The sequence below is a fragment of the Shewanella sp. SM69 genome, assembly GCF_025653985.1.
GTDB classification, from domain to species: domain Bacteria; phylum Pseudomonadota; class Gammaproteobacteria; order Enterobacterales; family Shewanellaceae; genus Shewanella; species Shewanella oncorhynchi.
Genome location: NZ_JAKKRV010000005.1, coordinates 25635 through 49307, shown reverse-complemented (window position 1 = coordinate 49307; position 23673 = coordinate 25635). Strand labels below are relative to the sequence as shown.

21 protein-coding genes are annotated in these 23673 nt (G+C 46.1%); 5 read left to right on the top strand and 16 right to left on the bottom strand.

The genetic code is table 11. The annotated features are described in order from the left end of the window. Nucleotide 1: 1 nt before the first annotated feature. The 10 genes from gabT to L5M37_RS08860 form a co-directional block, all read right to left on the bottom strand. A complete protein-coding gene (gabT, locus tag L5M37_RS08905) occupies nucleotides 2–1279 on the bottom strand; it encodes a 4-aminobutyrate--2-oxoglutarate transaminase (protein ID WP_113941280.1) in 1278 nt (425 codons plus the stop codon). Nucleotides 1280–1311: 32 nt separating this feature from the next. Further along, on the bottom strand, nucleotides 1312–2760 hold the full coding sequence (gene gabD / locus L5M37_RS08900) for an NADP-dependent succinate-semialdehyde dehydrogenase (protein WP_263200173.1): 1449 nt from the start codon (nucleotides 2758–2760) through the stop codon (nucleotides 1312–1314). A gap of 50 nt (nucleotides 2761–2810) precedes the next feature. Then, nucleotides 2811–4097: an NAD(P)/FAD-dependent oxidoreductase gene (locus L5M37_RS08895; protein ID WP_263200172.1), complete on the bottom strand. Its 1287-nt coding sequence runs from the start codon at nucleotides 4095–4097 to the stop codon at nucleotides 2811–2813. Between the two features lie 262 nt (nucleotides 4098–4359). Further along, on the bottom strand, nucleotides 4360–5175 hold the full coding sequence (locus tag L5M37_RS08890; RefSeq protein ID WP_105249905.1) for an ABC transporter permease subunit: 816 nt from the start codon (nucleotides 5173–5175) through the stop codon (nucleotides 4360–4362). After that, the gene (locus L5M37_RS08885; protein WP_212599956.1) at nucleotides 5172–6077 is read right to left on the bottom strand and encodes an ABC transporter permease subunit; all 906 of its coding nucleotides are present in this window, start codon (nucleotides 6075–6077) and stop codon (nucleotides 5172–5174) included. Before L5M37_RS08885 ends, L5M37_RS08890 begins: the two co-directional genes overlap by 4 nt. Beyond that, nucleotides 6074–7210 (bottom strand): polyamine ABC transporter ATP-binding protein, encoded by a 1137-nt coding sequence (gene potA, locus L5M37_RS08880; RefSeq protein ID WP_028760881.1) that lies wholly within the window; start codon nucleotides 7208–7210, stop codon nucleotides 6074–6076. Before potA ends, L5M37_RS08885 begins: the two co-directional genes overlap by 4 nt. A gap of 177 nt (nucleotides 7211–7387) precedes the next feature. Next, nucleotides 7388–8488 carry a polyamine ABC transporter substrate-binding protein gene (locus L5M37_RS08875; RefSeq protein ID WP_028760882.1) on the bottom strand — a complete coding sequence of 367 codons (1101 nt, stop codon included), beginning with the start codon at nucleotides 8486–8488 and terminating at the stop codon, nucleotides 7388–7390. A 599-nt stretch (nucleotides 8489–9087) separates the two neighbouring features. After that, nucleotides 9088–10443 carry a glutamine synthetase family protein gene (locus tag L5M37_RS08870; RefSeq protein ID WP_105249908.1) on the bottom strand — a complete coding sequence of 452 codons (1356 nt, stop codon included), beginning with the start codon at nucleotides 10441–10443 and terminating at the stop codon, nucleotides 9088–9090. Between the two features lie 2 nt (nucleotides 10444–10445). Next, nucleotides 10446–11207 (bottom strand): gamma-glutamyl-gamma-aminobutyrate hydrolase family protein, encoded by a 762-nt coding sequence (locus tag L5M37_RS08865; RefSeq protein ID WP_219252965.1) that lies wholly within the window; start codon nucleotides 11205–11207, stop codon nucleotides 10446–10448. A 699-nt stretch (nucleotides 11208–11906) separates the two neighbouring features. Further along, nucleotides 11907–12455 (bottom strand): cupin domain-containing protein, encoded by a 549-nt coding sequence (locus tag L5M37_RS08860; RefSeq protein ID WP_028760885.1) that lies wholly within the window; start codon nucleotides 12453–12455, stop codon nucleotides 11907–11909. Between the two features lie 236 nt (nucleotides 12456–12691). On the opposite strand from L5M37_RS08860, the gene L5M37_RS08855 reads away from it, so the two are divergent. Continuing rightward, complete coding sequence (locus L5M37_RS08855; protein WP_263200171.1) at nucleotides 12692–13999, top strand: NAD(P)/FAD-dependent oxidoreductase; 1308 nt, start codon at nucleotides 12692–12694, stop codon at nucleotides 13997–13999. Here the strand turns inward: L5M37_RS08855 and L5M37_RS08850 are convergent. The 6 genes from L5M37_RS08850 to L5M37_RS08825 form a co-directional block, all read right to left on the bottom strand. Continuing rightward, on the bottom strand, nucleotides 13983–14489 hold the full coding sequence (locus tag L5M37_RS08850) for a DUF2937 family protein (protein WP_028760887.1): 507 nt from the start codon (nucleotides 14487–14489) through the stop codon (nucleotides 13983–13985). The genes L5M37_RS08855 and L5M37_RS08850 overlap by 17 nt on opposite strands. A 105-nt stretch (nucleotides 14490–14594) precedes the next feature. Continuing rightward, on the bottom strand, nucleotides 14595–15455 hold the full coding sequence (locus L5M37_RS08845) for a sulfurtransferase (protein ID WP_212599954.1): 861 nt from the start codon (nucleotides 15453–15455) through the stop codon (nucleotides 14595–14597). A gap of 230 nt (nucleotides 15456–15685) precedes the next feature. Next, complete coding sequence (locus L5M37_RS08840) at nucleotides 15686–16099, bottom strand: septal ring lytic transglycosylase RlpA family protein (RefSeq protein WP_263200170.1); 414 nt, start codon at nucleotides 16097–16099, stop codon at nucleotides 15686–15688. A gap of 262 nt (nucleotides 16100–16361) precedes the next feature. Then, nucleotides 16362–16757: a hypothetical protein gene (locus L5M37_RS08835; protein WP_173497017.1), complete on the bottom strand. Its 396-nt coding sequence runs from the start codon at nucleotides 16755–16757 to the stop codon at nucleotides 16362–16364. Nucleotides 16758–16863: 106 nt separating this feature from the next. Then, nucleotides 16864–17271 (bottom strand): hypothetical protein, encoded by a 408-nt coding sequence (locus L5M37_RS08830; protein ID WP_173246211.1) that lies wholly within the window; start codon nucleotides 17269–17271, stop codon nucleotides 16864–16866. 423 nt (nucleotides 17272–17694) lie between these two features. Then, on the bottom strand, nucleotides 17695–19191 hold the full coding sequence (locus L5M37_RS08825; protein ID WP_028760892.1) for an aldehyde dehydrogenase: 1497 nt from the start codon (nucleotides 19189–19191) through the stop codon (nucleotides 17695–17697). Between the two features lie 280 nt (nucleotides 19192–19471). On the opposite strand from L5M37_RS08825, the gene L5M37_RS08820 reads away from it, so the two are divergent. The 4 genes from L5M37_RS08820 to L5M37_RS08805 all read left to right on the top strand — a co-directional run bounded on the left by L5M37_RS08820 (nucleotide 19472) and on the right by L5M37_RS08805 (nucleotide 23671). Next, nucleotides 19472–20809, top strand: coding sequence for an aspartate aminotransferase family protein (locus L5M37_RS08820; protein ID WP_263200169.1), 1338 nt, complete (start codon nucleotides 19472–19474; stop codon nucleotides 20807–20809). Nucleotides 20810–20878: 69 nt separating this feature from the next. Next, the gene (locus L5M37_RS08815; RefSeq protein ID WP_173246218.1) at nucleotides 20879–22369 is read left to right on the top strand and encodes a CoA-acylating methylmalonate-semialdehyde dehydrogenase; all 1491 of its coding nucleotides are present in this window, start codon (nucleotides 20879–20881) and stop codon (nucleotides 22367–22369) included. Between the two features lie 30 nt (nucleotides 22370–22399). Then, complete coding sequence (locus L5M37_RS08810; protein ID WP_263200166.1) at nucleotides 22400–22765, top strand: cupin domain-containing protein; 366 nt, start codon at nucleotides 22400–22402, stop codon at nucleotides 22763–22765. A gap of 183 nt (nucleotides 22766–22948) precedes the next feature. Continuing rightward, complete coding sequence (locus L5M37_RS08805; protein ID WP_263200164.1) at nucleotides 22949–23671, top strand: TorF family putative porin; 723 nt, start codon at nucleotides 22949–22951, stop codon at nucleotides 23669–23671. Nucleotides 23672–23673 lie beyond the last annotated feature (2 nt).

Here is a 23673-nt window from a genome sequence, read left to right as displayed (position 1 = left end):
ATTAGCTTTTCAGTACGGCATTAAAGCTGGCGCTAAGAATACCAAGGCCTGCATCAATTTGTGCATCCGGCGCCGTTAATGGCACCAAAATACGCAGCACATTACCGTAGGTACCGCAGGATAATAAAATCAATCCACGGTCACGGGCATCGCTCAACACTTGCGCGCAATAGTGCGGCGCAGGTTTACCCTCTTCCATCAATTCGATGGCGATCATCGCGCCTAAACCACGCACATCGGCGATTTGCGCATGTTCGACCTGCATTACATTCAGGGCAGACTTAATTCGCTCACCAATGGCATTTGCCCTTTCTAGCAACTTTTCTTCTTCAAACACTTCAATGACAGCAAGCGCAGCAGCGCACGCTAACGGATTACCACCATAAGTACCGCCAAGACCACCGGGACCCACTGCGTCCATGACTTGGGCGCGGCCAGTAATGCCAGAAAGTGGGAACCCACCCGCGATAGATTTAGCAAAGGTCGTGATATCTGCAGCAACCCCCATTTGCTCCATAGCGAAGAAAGTGCCAGTACGGCCCGCGCCTGTTTGCACTTCATCGGCGATCAGCATAATGCCTTCACGGTCGCATAGTGCGCGTAAACGTTGCATAAAGGCGGGCGATGCGGCGTAGAAACCGCCCTCGCCCTGCACTGGCTCTAAAATAATGGCGGCGATATCACTCGGCTCGGCATCATTTTTAAAGATACGTTCAATCGAGGCCATAGCATCATCATCGGACACGCCATGCATTTCGCACGGGAACTCAGCGCGGAACACATTCGCCGACATCAGCCCCATACCTTTACTGTAAGGCGCGACTTTTCCGGTCAATGCCAAAGCCGCAATAGTGCGACCATGGTAGCCCGAGGTAAACGCAATCACGCCAGCACGTTTGGTATAGGCACGCGCCACTTTAACTGCGTTTTCAACCGCTTCTGAACCACTAGTGAATAGTGCCGTCTTCTTGGCAAAATCCCCAGGAACCAGTTGATTGAGCTTTTCACATACTTGAATATAGCTCTCGTAGCCGAGCACCATAAAACAGGTATGGGAAAAGTTATCCAGCTGAGCCGCAACCGCCGCCTTCACTTTAGGATGAAGGTGGCCCGTATTGAGCACGGCAATGCCGCCCGCAAAATCGATAAACTCGCGACCTTCAACATCCCACACAGTCGCATTTTCGGCGCGGGCGGTAAAAATAGGGTGAATTTGCCCGACACCACCCGCAACTGCGGCTTGGCGACGTGCCATCAATGAATCATTGGTTGTTGTCATTTAGTCTTCCTCACTCGCCAAATCGGGCCGTATTAAACGGACATACAGATATATTTAATTTCTAGATATTCTTCGATACCGAACTTAGAGCCTTCACGGCCAAGCCCTGAAGATTTCATCCCACCAAAGGGCGCGACTTCCGTCGAAATCAAGCCAGTGTTGACCCCAACCATGCCATATTCCAAGGCTTCGGCGACTTTCCACACCAATGAAATATCGCGACCATAGAAATAGGCGGCGAGGCCAAATTCAGTATCATTAGCTTGTTTGATCACATCGTCGACATCGCTGAATTTAAACAGCGGCGCGAGTGGACCAAAAGTTTCTTCACGGGCAACAAGCATGCTTTTATCGACATTGGTGAGCACGGTTGGCTCGAAGAAATTACCGCCAAGATCGTGGACTTTGCCGCCTGCGAGCACAGAGGCGCCTTTGGCGATGGCATCGATAAGGTGACTTTGTACTTTCTCGACTGCGGCAGCATTGATCAACGGGCCAGTAGTCACACCTTCCTTGATGCCCTCTCCAACCTTAAGCTTGCCCACAGCAGTGCTGAGTTTTAAGGCGAATTCATCGTATACGCCGTCTTGTACATAAATACGGTTAGCACAGACGCAGGTTTGGCCGGCATTACGATATTTAGCTATCATGGCGCCTTCGACAGCGGCATCGATATTGGCATCGTTAAATACGATAAATGGTGCATTGCCGCCAAGCTCTAGCGACAATTTTTTTAAGGTAGGCGCGCATTGCGCCATTAATTTAATACCGATATTGGTTGAGCCCGTGAAGGATAATTTACGCACTATGGGATTAGCACACATTTCATTACCAATCTGCACCGCATCACCCGTTAGAACACTAAATACGCCCGCAGGAATACCGGCACGCTTAGCGAGTTCAGCCATCGCTAATGCGGTAAAGGGGGTTTGGTGCGCAGGTTTTACCACCATAGTGCAACCCGCAGCTAACGCTGGAGCGGCTTTGCGGGTGATCATCGCGGCAGGAAAGTTCCACGGCGTAATCGCGGCGGTTACACCGACAGGCTGCTTAATTACTATCAAGCGCTTATCCCCTTGATGCCCAGGAATGGTATCGCCATAAATACGTTTCGCTTCTTCGGCAAACCACTCGATAAACGAAGCGGCATAGGTTACTTCACCTTTCGCTTCTGCCAGCGGTTTACCCTGCTCAGTCGTCATGAGCAATGCTAAGTCATCACTGTTTTCATTGAGTAATTCAAACCAACGCCTTAACTTAGCGCCGCGCTCTTTGGCTGTGAGCGCTCGCCATGCAGGTAAAGCCGCTTCTGCCGCCTTAATCGCCATTTCAGTTTCAACTTGTCCCATATTAGGAACGTAGCCAATCACGGCATTGGTTGCGGGATTAACCACCTTTAGCGTGTCACCAGAAACGGCATCACACCATTGACCATTAATAAAAGACTGTTGATGTAGCAAACTCGGATCATTTAATTGCACAAGGATTTCCTCGTATTATGAAGCTACCTAGCTTCTTAAAAGTGATGATGTTAAAGACCTAGTTTGTCTCTTAACGTGTAATACCAAGCTCCGATAGCACTAAAAGGGACGCGAAGTGCGTGACCGCCGGGGAAAGGATAATGTGGCAATTCAGCAAAGGCATCGAAGCGCGTGGCTTGGCCGTTGAGCATTTCGGCCAGTAACTTGCCCGCCAGATGGGTATAAGTGACACCGTGACCACTACACCCCTGTGAATAATAGATGTTCTTACCAATACGACCGACCTGTGGCAGGCGCGACAGCGTCAGGAGGAAGTTACCTGTCCACGCATAATCGATCTTCACATCCTTTAATTGCGGGAAGGTTTTGAGCATATTCGGAATAATGATCGATTTAATGTCCGCCGGATCGCGGGCACCATACACTACGCCACCGCCGTAAATCATCCGCTTGTCGCCAGACAGACGGAAATAATCGAGCAGATAGTTACAATCTTCGACGCAGTAATCCTGTGGTAATAAGCTCGCAGCCAGATCGGCACTCAAAGGCTCTGTGGTAATCACTTGCGTGCCGCAGGGCATAGATTTTGCCTGCAGCTCTGGCATTAACTTACCTAAATAGGCATTACCCGCCACGACCACAAACTTGGTTTTTACACTGCCCTGCGCCGTATGCACAACCGGGCTATCGCCCTCATCGACACTCAACACCGCTGAGTCTTCAAAAATTTTACCGCCGAGGGATTCAACCGCGCGCGCTTCGCCTAGGGCTAAATTAAGCGGGTGAATATGGCCACCACTTTTATCGAGTAGACCACCGACATAACGCTCAGTATTTACCACACCGCGAATACCTTTAGCATCGAGAAGTTCGAGCTGATTAACATGGCCGTGGCTTTCCCACAGTTGTTTTTGATGGCGTAGATGGCCCATTTGTTTTTCGTTCATCGCGGCAAACACGCCGCCATCTTTTAGATCGCATTGAATATTATACTTAGCAATACGATCGCGGATGATTTGCCCGCCCTCAAAGGCCATTTGGCCAAAGAGTTTACCTTGTTCTTTACCAACTGTTTTTTCAATAGTATCAATGTCACGGCTATAACTATTAACGATTTGTCCGCCATTACGGCCCGAGGCGCCCCAGCCAATGCGAGCGGCTTCTAACACCACCACACTCATGCCCGATTCTAATAAATGCAGCGCGGCAGAAAGGCCTGTATAACCTGCGCCAATCACACAAACATCGGCTTCAATCGATTCCTGTAGACGCGGACGTTCAACCTTATCGTTGGCCGATGCCGCATAATATGATCCAGCGTGAGCTATGGCAGACATGTTGTTCCCTTGAATTCTAATGTTCATTATTTTAAACAGCCATCACATCCTACACCTTCATAAAACGAAACACTAGCCAGAAAAGCGCAATAATTTACATTTTGTTTGATATATCAAACACGCGATTATTTTTAGCTCAGTGATTCAATTCTGGTGATCTTGAGTAACAGGACTAGCCTGCAAAGCAAAGCGGGTGATGGGAGCGGTGACAAATATCAAGGATGGCTTTGGCAATACCAAAGCCATCCCCAAATTAAGCTAACTAGTTCATTGGTGTACGGTCGCGTTTCTCTGCCCGTCTTGCCATATACCAAGAAAGGAAAGCGATGAGTGAAACACACAGTATGATCAGCGTCGCTAAGGCATTGATCTTAGGAGAAACCCCTAAACGTACAGAAGAGAACACCACCATAGGCAAGGTCGTTGCACCAGGGCCTGAGGCAAAGCTTGCGATCACTAAATCGTCTAAAGACAAACTGAATGACAACAACCAACCCGCCACCAGCGCTGGCGAAATCATAGGCACAGTGATCAAGAAGAAAGTCTTGAGCGGTGTTGCCCCTAAGTCCATTGCCGCCTCTTCGATTGACATATCAAGCTCGCGCAATCTTGAAGACACCACCACAGCCACATAGGCAGCACAAAATGTTGAGTGTGCAATCCACACTGTCATCATGCCACGCTCCCTAGGCCAGCCCAACAAATCTGCCATGTGCACAAACAGTAAAAGCAAAGACAGACCAGTGATCACTTCAGGCATTACCAGCGGTGCAGTAATCATGTTCGACAGGGTCAGTTTTGCCCATGAACGCTTAAAGCGTGTCATCACAAAGGCTGCCATAGTGCCGATAATGACCGCCATAGTTGAGCTATAAAACGCTATCCGCAGGCTGGTCCATACTGCATCTAAAATCTGTTGGTCTTGAAATAACTCGCCATACCATTTAGGTGAAAATCCACCCCATACCGTCACTAATTTAGAGTCGTTAAAGGAATAAATCACCAGCACTAACATAGGTGCATACAAGAAAAATAAGCCAAACCAGAGCATCACTGAAGAAAAGCTTAATTTTTTCATAGGTCTTTCTCCAAACTACGCGCCTGATAGCGATGGAATAAAGTGATCGGAATAATCAATAGACCCAACATCACAATCGCCAGTGACGAAGCCACAGGCCAGTCGCGGTTATTGAAAAACTCTTGCCATAACACTCGACCTATCATCAAGGAATCGGGACCACCGAGTAGCTCTGGGATCACAAACTCACCCACGGCAGGAATAAACACCAGCATAGAACCAGCAATCACACCACTTTTTGACAGCGGGAAAGTGATTTTCCAGAAGGTATTCAAACGGCTTGAACCTAAGTCAGACGCAGCTTCAATCAAACTCATATCAAGTTTCACTAAGGTGGCGTACAAGGGCAGAATCATAAAGGGTAAATACGCATAGATAATGCCGATATACACGGCAATATTGGTATTGAGGATCTGTAACGGCTCAGAAATAATCCCCAACCACATCAGTGAATTATTGATGATCCCTGTGTTACTTAAGATCCCCATCCAAGCGTAAACGCGGATTAAAAATGAGGTCCAAGAAGGCAACATAACTAACAGCAGCAGCACGGTTTGCAACCGCGCAGGGGCACGGGCAATGGCATAGGCCATTGGGTAGCCAATAATCAAGCAGCCCAAGGTCGAAATTAACGCCATTTTCAATGAGCTGAGATAAGCCATGTAATATAGCGAATCATCAAGCAACATCAAATAGTTACCCAAATGCAGGAAGATATTTAATACATCGTCAGCATATTGGAATGTTGCTTCATAGGGCGGGATAGCAATCGCCGCCGTCGAAAAACTCAGTTTAAGGACAATCGCAAACGGTAAGGCAAAAAACAGCAGCAGCCAAGCGTAGGGAATACCTATGGTCCAGAAGCGGCCCTTAAGCCACTTTACTTTAATGGGTTTCTTCATGATCTCAACACCACGCCACTGGTGTCCTCCCAACTAATGAACACTTCGTCATCCCATGTGGCATGATCAGCGCGGCGTTCACGGTTAGTCATACTGCACTGTACGATTTGACCATTCTCTAAACGAATGTAATAGACTGAAATACCGCCTAAATACGCGATATCATGCACGATTCCTTTCGCCCAGTTGTACTGACCTTCAGGCTGCTCACGGCTAATAATGGTCTTTTCGGGACGCACTGCTAGCCAAACATTCTTATCTTCAACGTTAGTCGTGACGCCATAACCGACATAGAAAGGTTGGGCCAAATCATTAGACTTAATGATCAGATGGTCGACTTCATCTACTTCAATCGCGCCACCAAACAAATTCACAGTACCGATAAACTCAGCAATCATGCGGCTGTTCGGGCTTTCGTAAATATCCATTGGCGAGCCAGTTTGAGCAATCCAGCCATCACTCATGATCGAAATTCGACCAGCCATTGTCATGGCTTCTTCCTGATCGTGGGTCACCATCACGCAGGTCACGCCGACACGCTCAAGGATTTCAACCACTTCTAGCTGCATTTGGGTACGCAGTTTTTTATCTAATGCGCCCATAGGCTCATCGAGCAGTAATAATTTAGGTCGTTTCGCCAATGAACGGGCCAGTGCAACACGCTGGCGCTGACCACCAGATAACTGATGCGGTTTACGCTTACCATATTGCTCCATATGCACGAGTTTCAGCATATCTTGCACACGCTGTTCAATTTCGGCTTTAGGTAGCTTGTCTTGCTTCAAACCAAATGCAATGTTTTGTGCCACTGTCATGTGGGGAAACAAAGCATAGGATTGAAACATCATATTGATGGGACGTTCGTATGGTGGTAAATCGGTGATATCTTCCCCATCAAGGAAAATACGGCCAGAGGTGGGCTTTTCAAAACCCGCCAACATACGCAATAGTGTTGACTTACCCGAGCCCGAGCCGCCAAGTAAGGCAAAAATTTCGCCTTTATTGATAGTTAATGACACATCGTCGACAGCCCGCACGTCATCGAATAATTTGCTTACCCGCTCAATCTTGAGCAGTACTTTTTCTTGCGTCTTTGTTGTCGGTTTATTGGTGACGCTCGAGGTGATTGCCATAGTACTTCTCCACCCGAAAATGAGGCGTAGATACGCTCAAACTCTAGGTTCAACACGATTAATGAATGAAAAGTGGTTAAACAAACTGTGTCAAATCCTATACGTGGATTAACTATGCATAGGATTGGACATAGAAGTTTGCCAAGCTGGGGGCAAGCTAGGCTTGCCCCCTATCGACTATTGTCCTGACTTCACTTTGGTCCAAACACGAGTTAATACGCGCTGAATTTTCAAAGGACGAATTTCACCGATATAAAGTTTGTCTAACACTTCTTGTGGTGGATAGATCGCAGGATCGGTACGGATAGCCTCATCAACCAGAGGTTGAGCGGGATCGTTCGGGTTAGCATAGGCCACATAGTTAGAGATAGGCGCTATGACTTCTGGACGTAGAAAATAGTTAATCAGCGTGAGTGCATTATCAACGTTCGTTGAATCAGCTGGGATAGCTAACATATCGAACCACAGATTGGCACCTTCTTTTGGAATGGAGTAGCCAATCTTATTGCCATTTTTTGCTTCTTCAGCACGGGCCTTCGCCTGGAATACGTCACCGGAGAAACCGTAAGCGACACAGATGTCACCGTTCGCTAAGTCAGAAATATAACGTGAAGAATGGAAATACGTCACATAAGGACGAATTTTTTCCAGTAACTCACCCGCTTTTTCATAATCTTCAGCCTTAGTGCTGTTAGGATCTAAGCCTAAATAAATCATCGCCTGTGGCACCATGTCGTCGGCAGAGTCCAACATAGCAAAGCCACACTTAGAAATTTTTTCAGCGTATTTAGGATTGAAGATCAGTTCCATTGAGTTAAATGGCGCATCTTCCCCCACAGCGGCTTTCACTTTATCTATGTTGTAACCAATGCCATTGGTTCCCCATAAATAAGGCACGGCATATTGGTTACCCGGATCGGCTTTTTCAAGCAACTTCATCAGGGCTGGATTTAAATTTTTAAAATTAGGTAACTTAGCGCGGTCTAAAGGTTTGAAAGCACCCGCTTTGATTTGCTTAGCGAGAAAGTGGTTAGAAGGTACAACGATATCGTAGCCACTACGACCAGACAGTAATTTAGCCTCAAGCACTTCATTACTATCAAATACATCGTAGATTACCCTAATGCTCGTTTCTTTCTTGAAGTTTTCTAAGGTATCTTCCGCGATATAATCTGACCAGTTATACACGCGAACCACTTCTTCCGCTTGGGCCACTGCGCTCGCAAATACGCTCGCAGTCACCAGCGCTAATGTGGTCATCTTATTAAATAGCTTCATGCTTTCTCCTTTCTCGGGTAGCAGAACTGCTTAAGCAAATTCTGACATTGTGTCACCGGGCTGCCCGGATATTGTTGTTATTTTCGACCAATGCTACACCTTAAAAACCGCATCGGCAGTCTCTACGGCATGATAACCATGCCTACTTTATATCTTGCTGCAATTTGTTAAGTATCAGGTTTCGTGCCAAATTTTCGAGGCATCGGTATTGCATTAACACTCAAAAAAATAGACTAAATATGACACTGCTTGTACATTTTGCAACATTAAGGCAAATGCCTCAAGTCCCTAAGCAATCGCAAAAAAACACTTAGATAAACACATTTTAAATATGACTAACAATTAGTTAGTAACGCTAGTAAGCGAACAACCTAAAATTGTTAAACCTATTTTATTTCCCTAGCAGACAAGCGATGGAATTGAATATTCACTTTAACGGACAAACCATTAAAAACCATCATATTATTTAACAAGCGAGTTGCACCAGTTAAGTGCAACCTCACTAAAACAGTGCACGCATCAGTATCGTTATGGCCAACGTTAACCCCTTATTCCTTGGGTTAACGCGGCAACACGGTCAGTGCAATCAATCCAAAACATTACACAGTGAGTAATAGGAATTCACGTTCCCATGAGCTGACAACACGGCGGAAGTTTTCAAGTTCAGCCTGTTTTACCGCAACAAATCCAGTGGTGAAGGATTCGCCTAAATATTGCTTACAGGCATCACTTTCTTCCATCGCCGCTAATGCTTCCTCTAATGTCAGCGGTAAACAATGGGTATTATTGCTACGGCTTTCATTGGCTTTACCTTGCACAGGAGTCGAAGGTTTTAGCGACTCAACCATGCCGATATAGCCACACAACAAGCTCGCGGCAATCGCCAAATAACAGTTAGCATCGGCGCCGGGAATGCGGTTTTCAATGCGACGGTTTTGTGGTGAAGATTCTGGAATGCGTAAACCACAGGTACGGTTTTCATCGCCCCATTCTAAGTTTACAGGTGCCGAAGTGCCGGGGAGGAAACGACGAAACGAGTTCGCATTTGGCGCCATCAGTGGCAGCAACTCAGGAATGAATTTTTGTAGGCCTGCAATATATCCCAAGAATAGCTTGCTCTTAGTCCCATCTTCATTGGTGAAAATATTCTTGCCCGTCTCTTTATTGATCACGCTTTGATGAATATGCATCGCACTGCCAGGCTCATCCGTCACGGGTTTTGCCATAAAAGTGGCGCAAACATCGTGCTTCAGCGCGGCTTCCCGTAAAGTGCGCTTAAAGATAAACACTTGATCAGCTAAAGATAATGCGTTGCCATGACTGAAGTTAATCTCCATCTGTGCGGGACCATCTTCATGGATTAAAGTATCGATATCTAAACCTTGAAGCTCACACCAATCGTACATGTCTTCAAACATAGGATCGTATTCGTTGGCAGCATCAATAGAGAATGACTGGCGACCCGCTTCGGGGCGGCCTGAACGACCAATTGGAGGCTTTAGGGGTAAATCGTGGTCGTCACTACGACGAGTCAAATAGAACTCCATTTCGGGAGCGATAACAGGTTCCCAGCCCTGTTCGTCATAGAGAGACAAGACTTTTTTCAATACGTTACGTGGTGAAAGCTCAATAGGATTACCCATTCTGTCGTAGCAATCGTGGATAACCTGTGCCGTGGCTTCGATGGTCCAAGGCAACATAAAGACGGCATTTTCATCGGGTACACAAACAAAATCGATGTCGGCGGGATCGAGCAAACTGTAATAAATCTCTTCGTCGACAAAATCACCGGTCACAGTTTGCAACAACACACTTTCGGGCAAACGCATGCCTTTTTCATCGAGAAACTTATCGACTGGAGCAATCTTGCCGCGGGCGATGCCAGTCATGTCACTGATAACACATTCGACTTCTGTGATTTTTCGTTCTTTTAAAAAAGCGATTAGCTTATTCATTATTATTTCACTCGAGTTGTAGCCCTACGTCGGCATGCATCACCGAAAGCATTGAAAATGGAGAGGTAAAACGGATTCTCGCTCACCTTCCACTCTGGATGCCATTGCACACCGAGGGCAAATTCTTTAGTACCAATTACGGAGAAAGCCTCCACTAACCCATCTGGAGCATAAGCTTCTGGCCGCAACCCAACACCCAGGCGCTCCACGCCTTGAGTATGTACAGAGTTAATCTCTGCAGAGTTACGGCCCCAGGCCTCGTAAATAAGCCCCCCGGGCTCAACAGTAATACTGTGAGAAGCCCCATACTGCACATCTAAGGATGTGGTTTTATCTTCTCGATGTTCAATAAAGCCACCCACCTCATGGAGCTTCTGATGCAAACTGCCACCAAAAGCCACATTCATTTCTTGAAAACCGCGACAAATACCTAATACAGGTACCCCAGCAGCAATAGCAGCGTGGATCAGCGGCAAAGTTGTCGCGTCACGTTTAGGATCATGGTGTGTACCAAGCTCACTCGGCTGGCCTGCATAAAGATGGGGTTCTACATTAGAAGGAGAGCCAGTAAACAAAATACCGTCAAGACGATCTAAAATAGCGTCTATCGGTAAATCGCCACCTAAAGATGGGATCACTAACGGCCAGCCTTTCGCGCCATTAACTACGCCTAAAAGGTATTTTTCACCAACAATATTAAAGGGGTGTGATCCCAATTGTTGATTGCATGCAATAACACCTATGAGGGGTAAATCGGCTGACATATCTCACCTTTAGAATTGATTTTACTAGCATAACGAACACTTTGCCTTTAAATGTTCATTTTTTCACACAGTACACCGAAATTTAGCACTAGGCAAGAGGTTAAACACTTGTTAAAGGTTATTTAATCCACTTATTCTTAATAAGCATAAATAACATGTAGTTAAATGTATATTTACCCCATTTCTCGCTAATTCATGTATATAAACCAGCGGTTACACCAGCATAAAGCTCACTTTTTACAGGGTAAATTAAACCGTATTCGAACCAAATTTGAACCAATATTATTTACACAAAGAAGAGGATACATAACCAATATGACAGGGTTAGAAAGCAGGTAATACCAATCGTATTAAATATCTGTTCATTCAGCGGGAGTTCAACGTGCTTTAGACAAGGCGAAGGCTTGAAGGCATAGTGGTGCTCTGTCGAAAGCCTTAAACGCAGTATAAAGCGCGTTGAAACCCGCCCTTCGGGAGCCTCACAGGCATCCCACTCCCGTGTTGCATTGACTTAAAAGGGAATGACCATTTCTGCGTCAATGCGCCTTGGATTGAAATGCCTGTGAGGCTCTGAACTGATTAGATATTTAATGTGATTGGTATAAATACGCAGTAATGTTGAATAACAGTATTAGGCCACTCACTTTTAGCGAATAAGTGGCCTAATATGTTGAATAATAGGGTAAGTTAATGACTTAATTAGAAGTTTGCAGGCGTAGTCGCACTAACTAGGCGACAAGGTTCATCGAAGGGATTGCGGAATCTATGGGGCAATTCACTGTTAAAATAATAACTGTCACCCGCTTCCAAAATATACACTTCATCCCCAACAGTGAGTTCGAATTTACCTTCTATCACCATAGCGGCCTCTTCACCTTCGTGCTTTAGCATCTCTTCACCCGTATCTGAACCGGGTGGGTAAATCTCATTCATCACTGACATTGCGCGGTTCGGGTAATCACGGCCAATCAGTTTAAATTCAAGTGGTCCAGTACCGATATTCAGTAATTCATTGGATCGATAGACGACCTTTTGCTCACTATCCGTTGAGGCTTCAATGGAGAAAAAGTCCACTAAAGACATCGGGATACCCGACAGCACTTTTTTTAAAGAGCTGACTGACGGGCTAACACTGTTTTTCTCGATCATTGAAATCGTACTGTTAGTCACACCAGCACGTTTGGCTAATTCTCGTTGAGATAAGCCTTTCATTTTTCTAACAGTTTTGAGGCTGGCTCCAATATCCAAATTTCACATCCCCCTAAAGGCTCGGGTCAATCCCGATAGATGACGAACAGGTTGTTCAGGATAAACACCATCCAGAACGCATTTTCGCCCAAAAAGCGCGTGTTTTACTGCTTTCATTGTATTCTACATAAAAAGCGTGTTAAATAAAACGAACACTTTTTTGCGTCATGTTAAAAGTGTGATGAGTATACTGAGACAAGTCCAATTTACAATAAAAACAATTTTTGGGAGCCATAATGGCAAGCAAACCTCCAGTGCACAGCGAACAGTATCCACACTCTTATTATGTTGATACTGCTAAAGAAATTTATGCGCACCCACAACTAGAAGGCAATATCAATGCCGATGTCTGTATCGTGGGCGGCGGCTTTAGCGGTATCAATACCGCCATAGAACTCGCACTGCGCGGTATGAGTGTTGTGCTGTTAGAAGCGAGGCGAATTGGCTGGGGCGCATCGGGGCGTAATGGCGGCGAACTCATTCGCGGCATAGGCCATGACCCTTCGCAATTTCAAAGTGAAATCGGCACTGAAGGTGTTCAAGCAATTCAACAGATGGGCTTTGAAGCCGTCGAAATTGTGCGAAATCGCATACAAGAACACAGTATCGACTGTGATCTGCAAATGGGTTATTGCGACTTAGCGGTAAAACCTCGTCACATGGATGAGCTTGAAGAAGAATTTAGCGCACTCAAGGCCATGGGTTATCAGCAAGAAATCAAGCTGTTAACTAAGCCACAATTAGGTGAAGTCATAGGCTCAGATTTTTATCAAGGTGCGCTGGTAGATATGGGCAGCGGCCATTTACACCCGCTGAATCTTGCTCTGGGTGAAGCTCGCGTCGCCCGTAATCTCGACGCTAGGTTGTTTGAGTACAGCGCTGCTGAAAAAATCATTCAAGGCGCCAAACCTAAGGTCATTACCGCTAAGGGCGAAGTCACATGCCAATACTTAGTGCTGGCGGGCAATGCCTATATCGGCCACAAACTTAATAGCTTTGTAGGGGGGAAAGTATTACCTGCAGGCAGTTATTTATTGGCAACAGAGCCCTTAACTGAGGCCCAATGCGCGAGTATTATCCCGCAAAACATGGCCTTCGCGGATATGCGAATTGCCCTAGATTACTTTCACTTATCGGCAGATCGTCGTTTGCTATTTGGCGGCCTTTGTACCTATTCGGGTAAAGATCCGAAAGACATTGAAGCGGCACTAAGACCGAATCTTGAGAAAGTTTTCCCGCAATTAAAAGGGGTACGTATCGATTATGAATGGGGCGGCATGATAGGTATCGGTGCTAACCGTATGCCACAAATTGGTCGCCTTCCTGATGCAAATAATATTTTTTACGCCCAAGCCTATGCGGGACACGGCGTGAATGCCACTCACATGGCGGCAAAACTGCTTGCCGAGGCCATTTGCCAACAGGCGGGACATTTCGATGTATTTGCTAAAATCAAACACATCACCTTCCCCGGCGGCCCGACGTTCCGCTCACCTATGCTCGCTGCAGGCATGCTATATCACAGATTTAAGGACTTGTTTTAAGTCGCTTGTTACGCCTTGCCCACAGGATAAAAGGGATAGACCCAAGATAATGCACGACTAAAGCCACCAAGACGCCAAAGCCAATACCACTAGAAGTTAAAGGTATCCCTGGCTTAAAGTTACTGATGGTTTTCTCAAGATAATCAAAGCGAACAGGGTTAAACATATAGGCAGTTTTCTCAAACAAATTGCCCGTATTAAAAATCGCCACGCCCTGTGTTAACGCTTTATAAAGCGCCAGTGTCTGTACCTTTTGCTCAGCGTCGGCACGCACACTTGGCTCCTCATTTTGCTGGTGGCGGGCAATCATGGCATCAACATCGGCGTAATGATATTCCTTAGCCGTTGCCTCGTAACCTTCTACCTGCCATCGAGTCGATTCATAAAGGCCTGATAAAAATTGCTGATAATGATCAGCCAGTTGTGGTAACTGTAAGGCAATCACTAAAATAAATCCAAATACCAATTTATCGATCAATCTCGCTATCAAAGGTTTCTCCTTGGCATTTCGCCAAACGACGTAAAAGTCACATGATGTTCAACAAAAACCACGGCTAACTTAATTAATCTACAGCACTAATTTCAATGGTGATACTCAATTAACACTTATCGGCAGATCGTTACGGCTGCCCCAATCCGCCCATGAACCGTCATAGAGGATAGGATGTGTATGCCCCGCGGCGACCGAAGCTAAGATCAAAATACACGCCGTAATCCCAGAACCACAGCTGAATATCCTTGCGGATTTATCCGCTGCTAGCCCTTGATAAATAGACTGTAGCTCACTGACCGTTTTGATTTTATTACCATCGAGCACTTGAGCGAAGGGTAAATTAACCGAGCAAGGAATATGTCCTGAGCGCACACCTGGGCGCAGCTCACTCACTTGCCCTAAAAAGCGTGGCGCACCACGGGCATCGACAATCGCCGTTCCGGCATCTTCAATTCGTGATAACACGGCCTCGGCATCCATCACAAGCTCGGGGTGGTATTGCAGCACATCCGCCAAAGTATCGATATCCGTCGGGCCATAATCGACGCCTTCGGCTTGATAACGCGATGAGGTAATGCGGTCTTCTTCAATCCATTGAGGCAAGCCACCATCGAGTACATAGACTCGATTAAAGCCCATGACTTTAAAGGTCCACCACGCCCGTGGGGCTGAATAAATGCCTTGGTTATCATAGATAACGATAACACTGTCGGCTTCAATCCCAAGTTGCGCTATCCCTTGGCTGAATTGCTCAAACGTCGGCAAGGCATGGATTTGAGTTGAAGTTTTATCGCAAAACACATTTTCCAAGTCGAATCGACGTGAGCGCGGAATGCAAATAGGCTCATCGTAAACCAGAGGTTCTTTACCAATAACGGTTTCCATACTGGCATCGAGCAAGACTAAATGGGGATCGGTGAGGTGTGCTTCGAGCCACTGCGTACTAACAAGTGGGTATTCCATAGCGGGTCCTTTTACTGTTATCCAAATCTGCCGATAGTCTCTCACCAAATGCCGTAAAGCCCAAATATCAGCTTAACAAATTGTCTGCTTTGGTATTTCTTTAAAAACGTCGACTCGATTTTATGCGCTCAATCATTAGTGCATTCAATCATTAGATTGCGTCGAAGCCGCGTTTTGAAGAGAGTGCTTTCAAACTGCTCATTTTCAAGTTGCCGCTTTCGAAATAGCCGCTATTTAATGACTTCAATTTTCACATCAATCAAACCAGAGGAAGTGTTGCCTATGCTGCTGAACGCCGATTTAGACAAATCAATAATGCGGCCACGCACGAAAGGCCCTCTATCATTGATTTTTACAATCACACTTTTGCCATTATCGACATTGGTGACCTTAACACTCGAGCCAAAGGGTAACTTTTTATGCGCTGCTGTCTTTAATTTATGTTTGTAAAGTTCACCGCTGGCCGTCTGCTTATTCTGATGTTTATCCCCATAAAATGAAGCCTGACCAGCTTCCGTGAATCCCACCCAGTTTCCATTCTCACCCGTCTGCATTGAAGAACAGCCGGCCAAAAAGCTTAGCAATGCCAGTACAAATAGTTTGACGACATTGAACTGCCTAATTGGGTTTTGAAGTGTATTCACATGACACCCTCTCTAATGAGTGAACGCTTTGCTGACGAGCGAAAGGCTCAACAAAAGTCTCGGGGAAAATAACCAACAACCTTAGATGGCAAAGCTCTAAGCTTGCATTCTAAAAGATCAAAATAAGAAACAATAAATTTCCACGAGGCTACAGCAGTTGCACGCTAAAATCACGTATTTACAGGTGAATGCTCTTACGTTGAGATAAAATATGCAGTCATAACGAGGCTTTGTTTCCTAATTTAGATCGGTAAACAAAGCCCTAACGAGTTAACACTTCATGGATAATCTCAAATTTGGGTTCTTTACCACTTGGCCATGTAGGTTTCTTTATGGGGTTTTCAAAAGTGGTCAGCCAAATATCAAGATCACAGGAACCAGACAAACAACCCATAAACGCAAAATACATTCCACTATTTATCATGTGACGGGCAAACTGAATAGCATCTTCAAGAGTGCCCTCTTCCCAGTTATGTGTGAACGTTTCATCATCCCATACCCATTTAATGGGGACTCCACTTTCATCACAAGCGAAGAACCTTACATTTCGATAACCTTTACTTGCTGTTTTTAGAGAATTTATAAAACTTTCTCTGATGTTATCGAATCTTTTTTTAAACTCTTCAATATCTAGATCTTTGCTAATAAAGTTCTTCATACTTGCCCTAGAGGTAAATACTACCAACGGTATGACATAACCACACACAAAAAATTCTATCCAATGAGCCCAGTGACTGATGTCGTTTAGCTCTGTTAGAAGCTAATTATGCCAAAGATTGGTATTCATTGCTGCCATTATGAAACAACCTAATTTCGATACATTTTATTTCTTTTTTAGAGGAAATTAATTGCTCCACCAACCAAATATAACCGATTTCATATAGCTTATTTTGTAGGGAGAACAAATCATCTTCTGGCATATTGTCTATATCAACATTCAATAACCAATACCAATTAAAGGCTTTAAATTCATAAACATACTCAAATTCACATACTGCAGTTAAAAGCCATGCGCCATTCATCATAGAGGCGATGTCGACAAAAAAATCGCAATATGCCTCACCTTGATTTTTACAAGAAATCGCATATTCCCTAACAAGTTCCATAAAATCGGATTTGTAACTATCTAGAGCTTTACTGACAATTGCCCCAAACTCTTCTACATTGTGCATACTTGCCTTCTTATTCAATACTCTAAGCACCCTATAATATCACAAATAACTTACAACACTTTTCACACTATGCCACTACACTATGACTAAATTCATTAATGGTAATGTTTGAAAGCCACAAATTTATAAGCGATAACTTACGATATTTATGAAGCAGATAAGAATGGAAGTAAATTGAGATATTAATGGGAGTGTTTAAAGTCAATATTCTATCGGGTATAAATGAGCAACAACATTACGAATCAAGACGGTAACATTTTATTTACGGTAACAGATGCAGATTTTACAAGTGAAATATGGCTTAGAAAAATGGGGACGCCTTGAGCTACAAAAAATAAAAAACCTCTTTCCATGTAATATGAAAAGAGGTTTTAGTATTGAGCGAAAGCGGCTCCTTCTCTTATATAGACAAAAAAAGAGCGGTTATAGCACGATCCAAGTCGCTTTCAATTCTGTGTATTTGTCGAAGGAGTGCAGAGATTTATCTCGGCCATTACCTGACTGTTTATAGCCACCGAATGGCGCTGTCATATCGCCGCCATCATAATGGTTGATCCACACCATGCCAGAGCGCAGGGCTTTAGCGGTTTTATGGGCCTTGCTGATATCCGATGTCCACACGCCAGCGGCTAAACCGTAAATAGTATCGTTGGCTATCGATATCGCCTCTTCCATGCCATTAAATTCAATAACAGATAACACAGGGCCAAAGATTTCTTCGCTGGCAATTTTCATTTGGTTGTTTACGTTAGAAAATACCGTTGGCTGCACATATACACCGCCCGTGTCGGCCATAACTTGGCAGCCACCGTGGACTAAGGTCGCACCTTCGTCTTTACCCGCTTTGATGTAACTGAGTACTGTGTCTAACTGTTGTTTATCGACAACGGCGCCGCTTACAGTGGCGGGATCGAGTGGATGCCCCGGATGCCATGATGCTAACTCCTCAGCAATAAGCGCGATAAGCTCATCTTTCACCCCAGATTCCACCAGCAAACGCGAACCTGCGGTACAAACTTCACCTTGATTGAAGGCAATGGCTTCGGCCGCAGCAACAGCGGCAGCTTTCAGATCTGGCGCGTCATTAAAGACGATATTGGGGCTCTTGCCTCCCGCCTCTAACCACACGCGTTTCATGTTCGACTCACCAGCGTAAATCATTAATTGTTTAGCAATTTTGGTGGAACCTGTGAACACCAACGTATCCACATCCATATGCAACGCTAAGGCTTTACCTACGGTATGACCAAATCCTGGCAACACGTTTAATACGCCTTGTGGGATCCCAGCTTCAATGGCGAGTTGCGCCATGCGGATAGCCGTTAAGGGTGATTTTTCAGAGGGTTTTAACACTACACTATTACCCGTGGCCAGCGCGGGCCCGAGCTTCCAACACGCCATCAGCATTGGGAAGTTCCACGGAACAATCGCGGCCACAACCCCCACAGGCTCACGGGTGATCATGCCAATTTCATTGTGAGCCGTTGGCGCGAGTTCATCGTAAATTTTATCAATCGCTTCGCCAGACCAGCGAATCGCACGGGCAGCCCCCGCCACATCCACAGCCTTGGAGAAACGAATTGGTTTACCCATGTCGAGGGTTTCTAACAGCGCGAGTTCATTGGCATTTTCTTCCAGTAACTCGGCGAAACGTATCATCACTTGTTTGCGCTTTACCGGAGATTGCTGCGACCAAACACCAGACTCGAATACACTGCGGCCATTAGCAACCGCAAGATTAGCATCTGCAAGATCGCAACTCGCCACTTTTACCAACAAGCGACCATCAATAGGACTAATACAATCAAAGGTGTTACCCGAAACGGCATCTTGGTATTCGCCATTGATAAACGCCTTACCATTAATAGACAGGCTGGCAGCCAGACTTTCCCATTCGCTACGTTTCTTCGGTGTGCTCATGATGACCTCTTAATAATTCGTATAGGTGTGGTTTATCGTTCATCGACAAGAAAATAGTGGTCTGTGACGACTTTAACGCAAATGCTAAACATCATCACAGTCATAATCCGAGCTTCAGGTTACGCTGTTTAAGCAATAAAATTCAATATTTTTTACAAAAATAGCTTTTTTGCCACAAATAACTGCACACGGCTCTTCCATGTTCATTATTTCTAACATAGCATAGCAAATATTAGCCACCCTAAAACAAGACCTGAAAATACAGGACAAGGTAGACACTATGGCCGATTTGCCGCTCAATTCCTCAAGCGCACCCTCACTTGAACATTTCTGGATGCCTTTTACCGCCAACCGCCAATTCAAAACCAACCCGCGATTACTCACCAAAGCGGAAGGCATGTATTACACGGATATTGATGGTAATAAGGTATTAGATGCCATCGCCGGTTTATGGTGTTGTAACGCAGGCCATGGTCGCAAAGAAATCAGCGAAGCGGTCAGCAAACAAATTAAAGAGATGGACTACGCGCCCTCCTTCCAAATGGGTCATCCTATCGCCTTTGAACTTGCCGAGCGGTTAGTCGAGCTCAGTCCTGAGGGATTGAACAAAGTCTTCTTTACTAACTCAGGTTCTGAGTCCGTCGATACTGCGCTTAAGATGGCACTTTGCTATCACAGAGCCAATGGTCAAGCCTCACGCACCCGCTTTATCGGGCGCGAAATGGGTTACCACGGTGTCGGCTTTGGCGGCATCTCTGTGGGTGGATTAAGCAATAACCGCAAAGCATTTAGCGGCCAATTATTGCAAGGCGTCGATCACTTACCGCACACCTTAGATATCCAAAATGCGGCATTTACCCGTGGACTCTCGCACTTTGGCGCTGAAAAAGCCGAAGTATTAGAACAACTAGTGACCCTGCATGGCGCCGAGAATATTGCCGCCGTGATCGTTGAACCAATGTCAGGCTCAGCAGGGGTGATATTGCCGCCACAAGGTTACTTAAAACGTCTGCGTGAAATCACTAAAAAGCACGGCATCCTACTGATTTTTGACGAAGTCATTACCGCTTTTGGCCGCGTTGGCGCCGCTTTTGCGAGTCAACGTTGGGGCGTTATTCCAGACATGATCACCACTGCTAAAGCCATCAATAACGGCGCCATCCCTATGGGCGCAGTGTTTGTGCAAGATTTTATCCACGACACTTGCATGCAAGGCCCCACAGAACTGATTGAGTTTTTCCACGGTTACACCTATTCAGGTCATCCAGTCGCAGCCGCCGCCGCACTTGCCACACTATCGATTTATGAGAATGAGCAATTATTCGAACGTAGTTTTGAGCTTGAGCGCTACTTTGAAGACGCCGTGCACAGCCTCAAAGGGTTGCCGAATGTGATTGATATCCGCAACACAGGCTTAGTGGCGGGGATTCAATTCTCCCCTAACGCTCAAGGCGCGGGTAAACGGGGTTACGGCGTGTTTGAACACTGCTTCCGCCACGGCACTTTAGTGCGAGCCACGGGCGACATCATTGCCATGTCACCGCCACTGATTGTCGATAAACGCGAGATTGACCAAATGGTTAATAGCCTAAGCGATGCCATTAACGCCGTTGGATAATAGCACCAGCGGTTCGTTCCACTCTCACATTTAACACCCCGCTGCGGCGGGGAACTTCAAAGGTTAACTATGCTCAAGATCACTCATTTTGTTAATGGTCAGCACACCCCTGCCAGTATAAGAACCCAAGATATTTTTGAACCCGCTACGGGTGAGCTACGTGGCCAAGTCTCACTGGCAAGCGAAACCGAAGTCGGCGAAGCCATCGCAATCGCAAAAAATGCCTTTGAAACCTGGTCGCAAGTCACGCCGCTCAACCGTGCTCGAGTGCTTTTTAAATTCAAAGCCTTAGTTGAGCAGAACCTAGATGAAATGGCGCAGCTTATCACCCGCGAGCACGGCAAAGTGATAGACGATGCTAAGGGCGAGTTGATCCGAGGTCTCGAAGTGGTCGAATTTGCCTGTGGTATTCCGCACTTGCTTAAAGGTGAACACACCCAGCAAGTGGGTGGCGGCGTCGATTCTTGGTCAGTTAATCAAGCTTTAGGTGTTGTCGCAGGCATAGCGCCCTTTAACTTCCCCGTGATGGTTCCCATGTGGATGTTCCCAATCGCGATTGCCTGCGGTAACACCTTTATTATGAAACCTTCAGAAAAAGACCCAAGCTCGGTGATGCGGATTGCCGAGCTGCTTAAAGAAGCGGGTCTTCCCGATGGCGTGTTTAACGTGATTAACGGCGACAAAGAAGCCGTCGATACCTTACTCACCCATAAAGATGTGCAAGCGGTGAGCTTTGTAGGCTCAACTCCGATTGCCGAATACATCTACAGCACAGCCTCTAAACATGGCAAACGCGTGCAAGCCTTAGGCGGCGCGAAAAATCATATGTTACTCATGCCAGATGCGGATTTAGATCAAGCCGTGAGCGCCTTAATAGGCGCAGCTTATGGCAGTGCTGGCGAGCGTTGTATGGCAATTTCAGTCGTACTCGCGGTAGGCGATGTGGGCGACGCGTTAGTGGAAAAACTGCTACCGCAAATCCAAACCTTAAAAGTCGGCAACGGCCTAACGCCGGAGATGGAAATGGGCCCGCTGATCTCAAAACAACACCTTGCCAAGGTCACCCAATATGTTGAAGCCGGTGTGCAAGAAGGTGCAGCGCTGCTGGTCGATGGCCGTAAACTGAGTGTTGAAGATCATCAGCAGGGCTATTTTCTCGGCGCCTGTCTATTCGACCATGTCACGCCTGAAATGAGCATCTACCGCGAAGAAATCTTTGGCCCAGTGCTGGCGATTGTGCGCGTGAAAGATTACCCAACGGCGCTTGAGCTGATTAACCGACACGAATTTGGTAATGGCACGGCGATTTTCACCCAAAGTGGTGAAGCGGCGCGACATTTCTGCCACCACGTACAAGTCGGTATGGTTGGAGTGAACGTGCCGATCCCAGTGCCGATGGCGTTCCACAGTTTTGGCGGTTGGAAGCGATCACTCTTTGGGCCGCTGCATATGCATGGCCCCGATGGCGTGCGTTTTTATACCAAACGTAAGGCTATTACTGCCCGCTGGCCCGTAGGCAAACAGACTCAAGCCGAGTTTGTGATGCCAACGATGAAATAGCCGAATATCAGCTCAACAAGGAAATCGCAAATGACTGTGAGTATCAACGCCATTATTCGCTTTGCTACGGTGCAAACACCCGTCGAAACCTACCAGTTACCGGCGGAAAAGTTGTTAACTGGCAATCCAACTCAAGGGCTAGAGAATCATTATTCTAGCCCTTGTGATCAATTTCACAGTGGAATTTGGCAAAGTGAATCAGGCGCTTGGAAAATAAACTACACTGAATACGAGTACTGCGAAATCCTCGAAGGGATGAGTGTTATCACCGATCTTCAAGGTCAATCGCAGACTTTCACTGTGGGTGACAGGTTTATCATACCCGCGGGTTTTCAAGGCACTTGGGAAGTCGTGGAGCCCTGCCGCAAGGTTTACGTCATTTACGAACAAAAGTGAGATCAACGAGGCTGATGTTAGCCTCAAAAAAGCTAAGTTATCTTAGCAATAACTCGCCATGAGGTCACAGCAACGGGTTTTCCTAGGCTGTTGTTTGGCAAACCAACGGATGCACTGGCGCGATTGAATAACCATGGTCGCCAGTAACACGTCCGAGTCAACAAAGAAAATGGGAGAAATACCGTGCATAATAATCTGAAAAAAAAACGGCTGGTACAGCTTGTCGGACTCGCGCTAACCACGACCCTATTCTCCGGCATTGCCGCCGCCGAAGTGACAGGGGAAATTAGTCTTACTAACGACTATCGTTTTCGCGGCGTATCACAAACCGCTGGCGATCCTGCCCTGCAAGGCGGTATTGATTGGAGCTTCGACTCAGGTTTCTCTGTCGGCGCTTGGGCAAGTAACGTGGATTTTGATGAGCCAGGTTATAACGGCCCAGCGATCGAATACGATTTCTATGTCGCCTATGGTGGTGAGATCAACGAAGATCTGACCTACGACATCACCCTTAACCGTTATAACTACTCAGGCGAGAGTGATATAGGTTATTTCGAAGTGATTACGGGTATGGAATTTAAGGGCTTTCGCCTAGCCTATTGGTTTACCAATGATTACGGTGGTACTGACTTAGATTATCACTATGGAGAACTAAACTACTCCTACGAATTTGTTGAAAACTGGAGTATCGATCTGCACTACGGCTATAACGTGGGTGATGCCTTAGATGATGGTGAAGGTTTTGATAGCTACTCTGATTACTCTGTTGGCGTATCGACCGAATTGGCAGGCTTTGGGCTTTCTCTCGCTTGGTTAGGCACAGATCTCAGCGGTGACCAAAAAGTCTCTGACGGTGCATTCAAAAACTCAGATACCGTGCTTGCGAGCGTAAGCTACGCGTTCTAATT

Coding starts and splice junctions, on each gene's coding strand:
- gabT (WP_113941280.1), bottom strand. CDS start 1,279: ATGACAACAACCAATGATTCATTGATGGCACGTCGCCAAGCCGCAGTT.
- L5M37_RS08895 (WP_263200172.1), bottom strand. CDS start 4,097: ATGTCTGCCATAGCTCACGCTGGATCATATTATGCGGCATCGGCCAAC.
- L5M37_RS08890 (WP_105249905.1), bottom strand. CDS start 5,175: ATGAAAAAATTAAGCTTTTCTTCAGTGATGCTCTGGTTTGGCTTATTT.
- L5M37_RS08885 (WP_212599956.1), bottom strand. CDS start 6,077: ATGAAGAAACCCATTAAAGTAAAGTGGCTTAAGGGCCGCTTCTGGACC.
- potA (WP_028760881.1), bottom strand. CDS start 7,210: ATGGCAATCACCTCGAGCGTCACCAATAAACCGACAACAAAGACGCAA.
- L5M37_RS08875 (WP_028760882.1), bottom strand. CDS start 8,488: ATGAAGCTATTTAATAAGATGACCACATTAGCGCTGGTGACTGCGAGC.
- L5M37_RS08870 (WP_105249908.1), bottom strand. CDS start 10,443: ATGAATAAGCTAATCGCTTTTTTAAAAGAACGAAAAATCACAGAAGTC.
- L5M37_RS08865 (WP_219252965.1), bottom strand. CDS start 11,207: ATGTCAGCCGATTTACCCCTCATAGGTGTTATTGCATGCAATCAACAA.
- L5M37_RS08855 (WP_263200171.1), top strand. CDS start 12,692: ATGGCAAGCAAACCTCCAGTGCACAGCGAACAGTATCCACACTCTTAT.
- L5M37_RS08845 (WP_212599954.1), bottom strand. CDS start 15,455: ATGGAATACCCACTTGTTAGTACGCAGTGGCTCGAAGCACACCTCACC.
- L5M37_RS08835 (WP_173497017.1), bottom strand. CDS start 16,757: ATGAAGAACTTTATTAGCAAAGATCTAGATATTGAAGAGTTTAAAAAA.
- L5M37_RS08830 (WP_173246211.1), bottom strand. CDS start 17,271: ATGCACAATGTAGAAGAGTTTGGGGCAATTGTCAGTAAAGCTCTAGAT.
- L5M37_RS08825 (WP_028760892.1), bottom strand. CDS start 19,191: ATGAGCACACCGAAGAAACGTAGCGAATGGGAAAGTCTGGCTGCCAGC.
- L5M37_RS08820 (WP_263200169.1), top strand. CDS start 19,472: ATGGCCGATTTGCCGCTCAATTCCTCAAGCGCACCCTCACTTGAACAT.
- L5M37_RS08815 (WP_173246218.1), top strand. CDS start 20,879: ATGCTCAAGATCACTCATTTTGTTAATGGTCAGCACACCCCTGCCAGT.
- L5M37_RS08810 (WP_263200166.1), top strand. CDS start 22,400: ATGACTGTGAGTATCAACGCCATTATTCGCTTTGCTACGGTGCAAACA.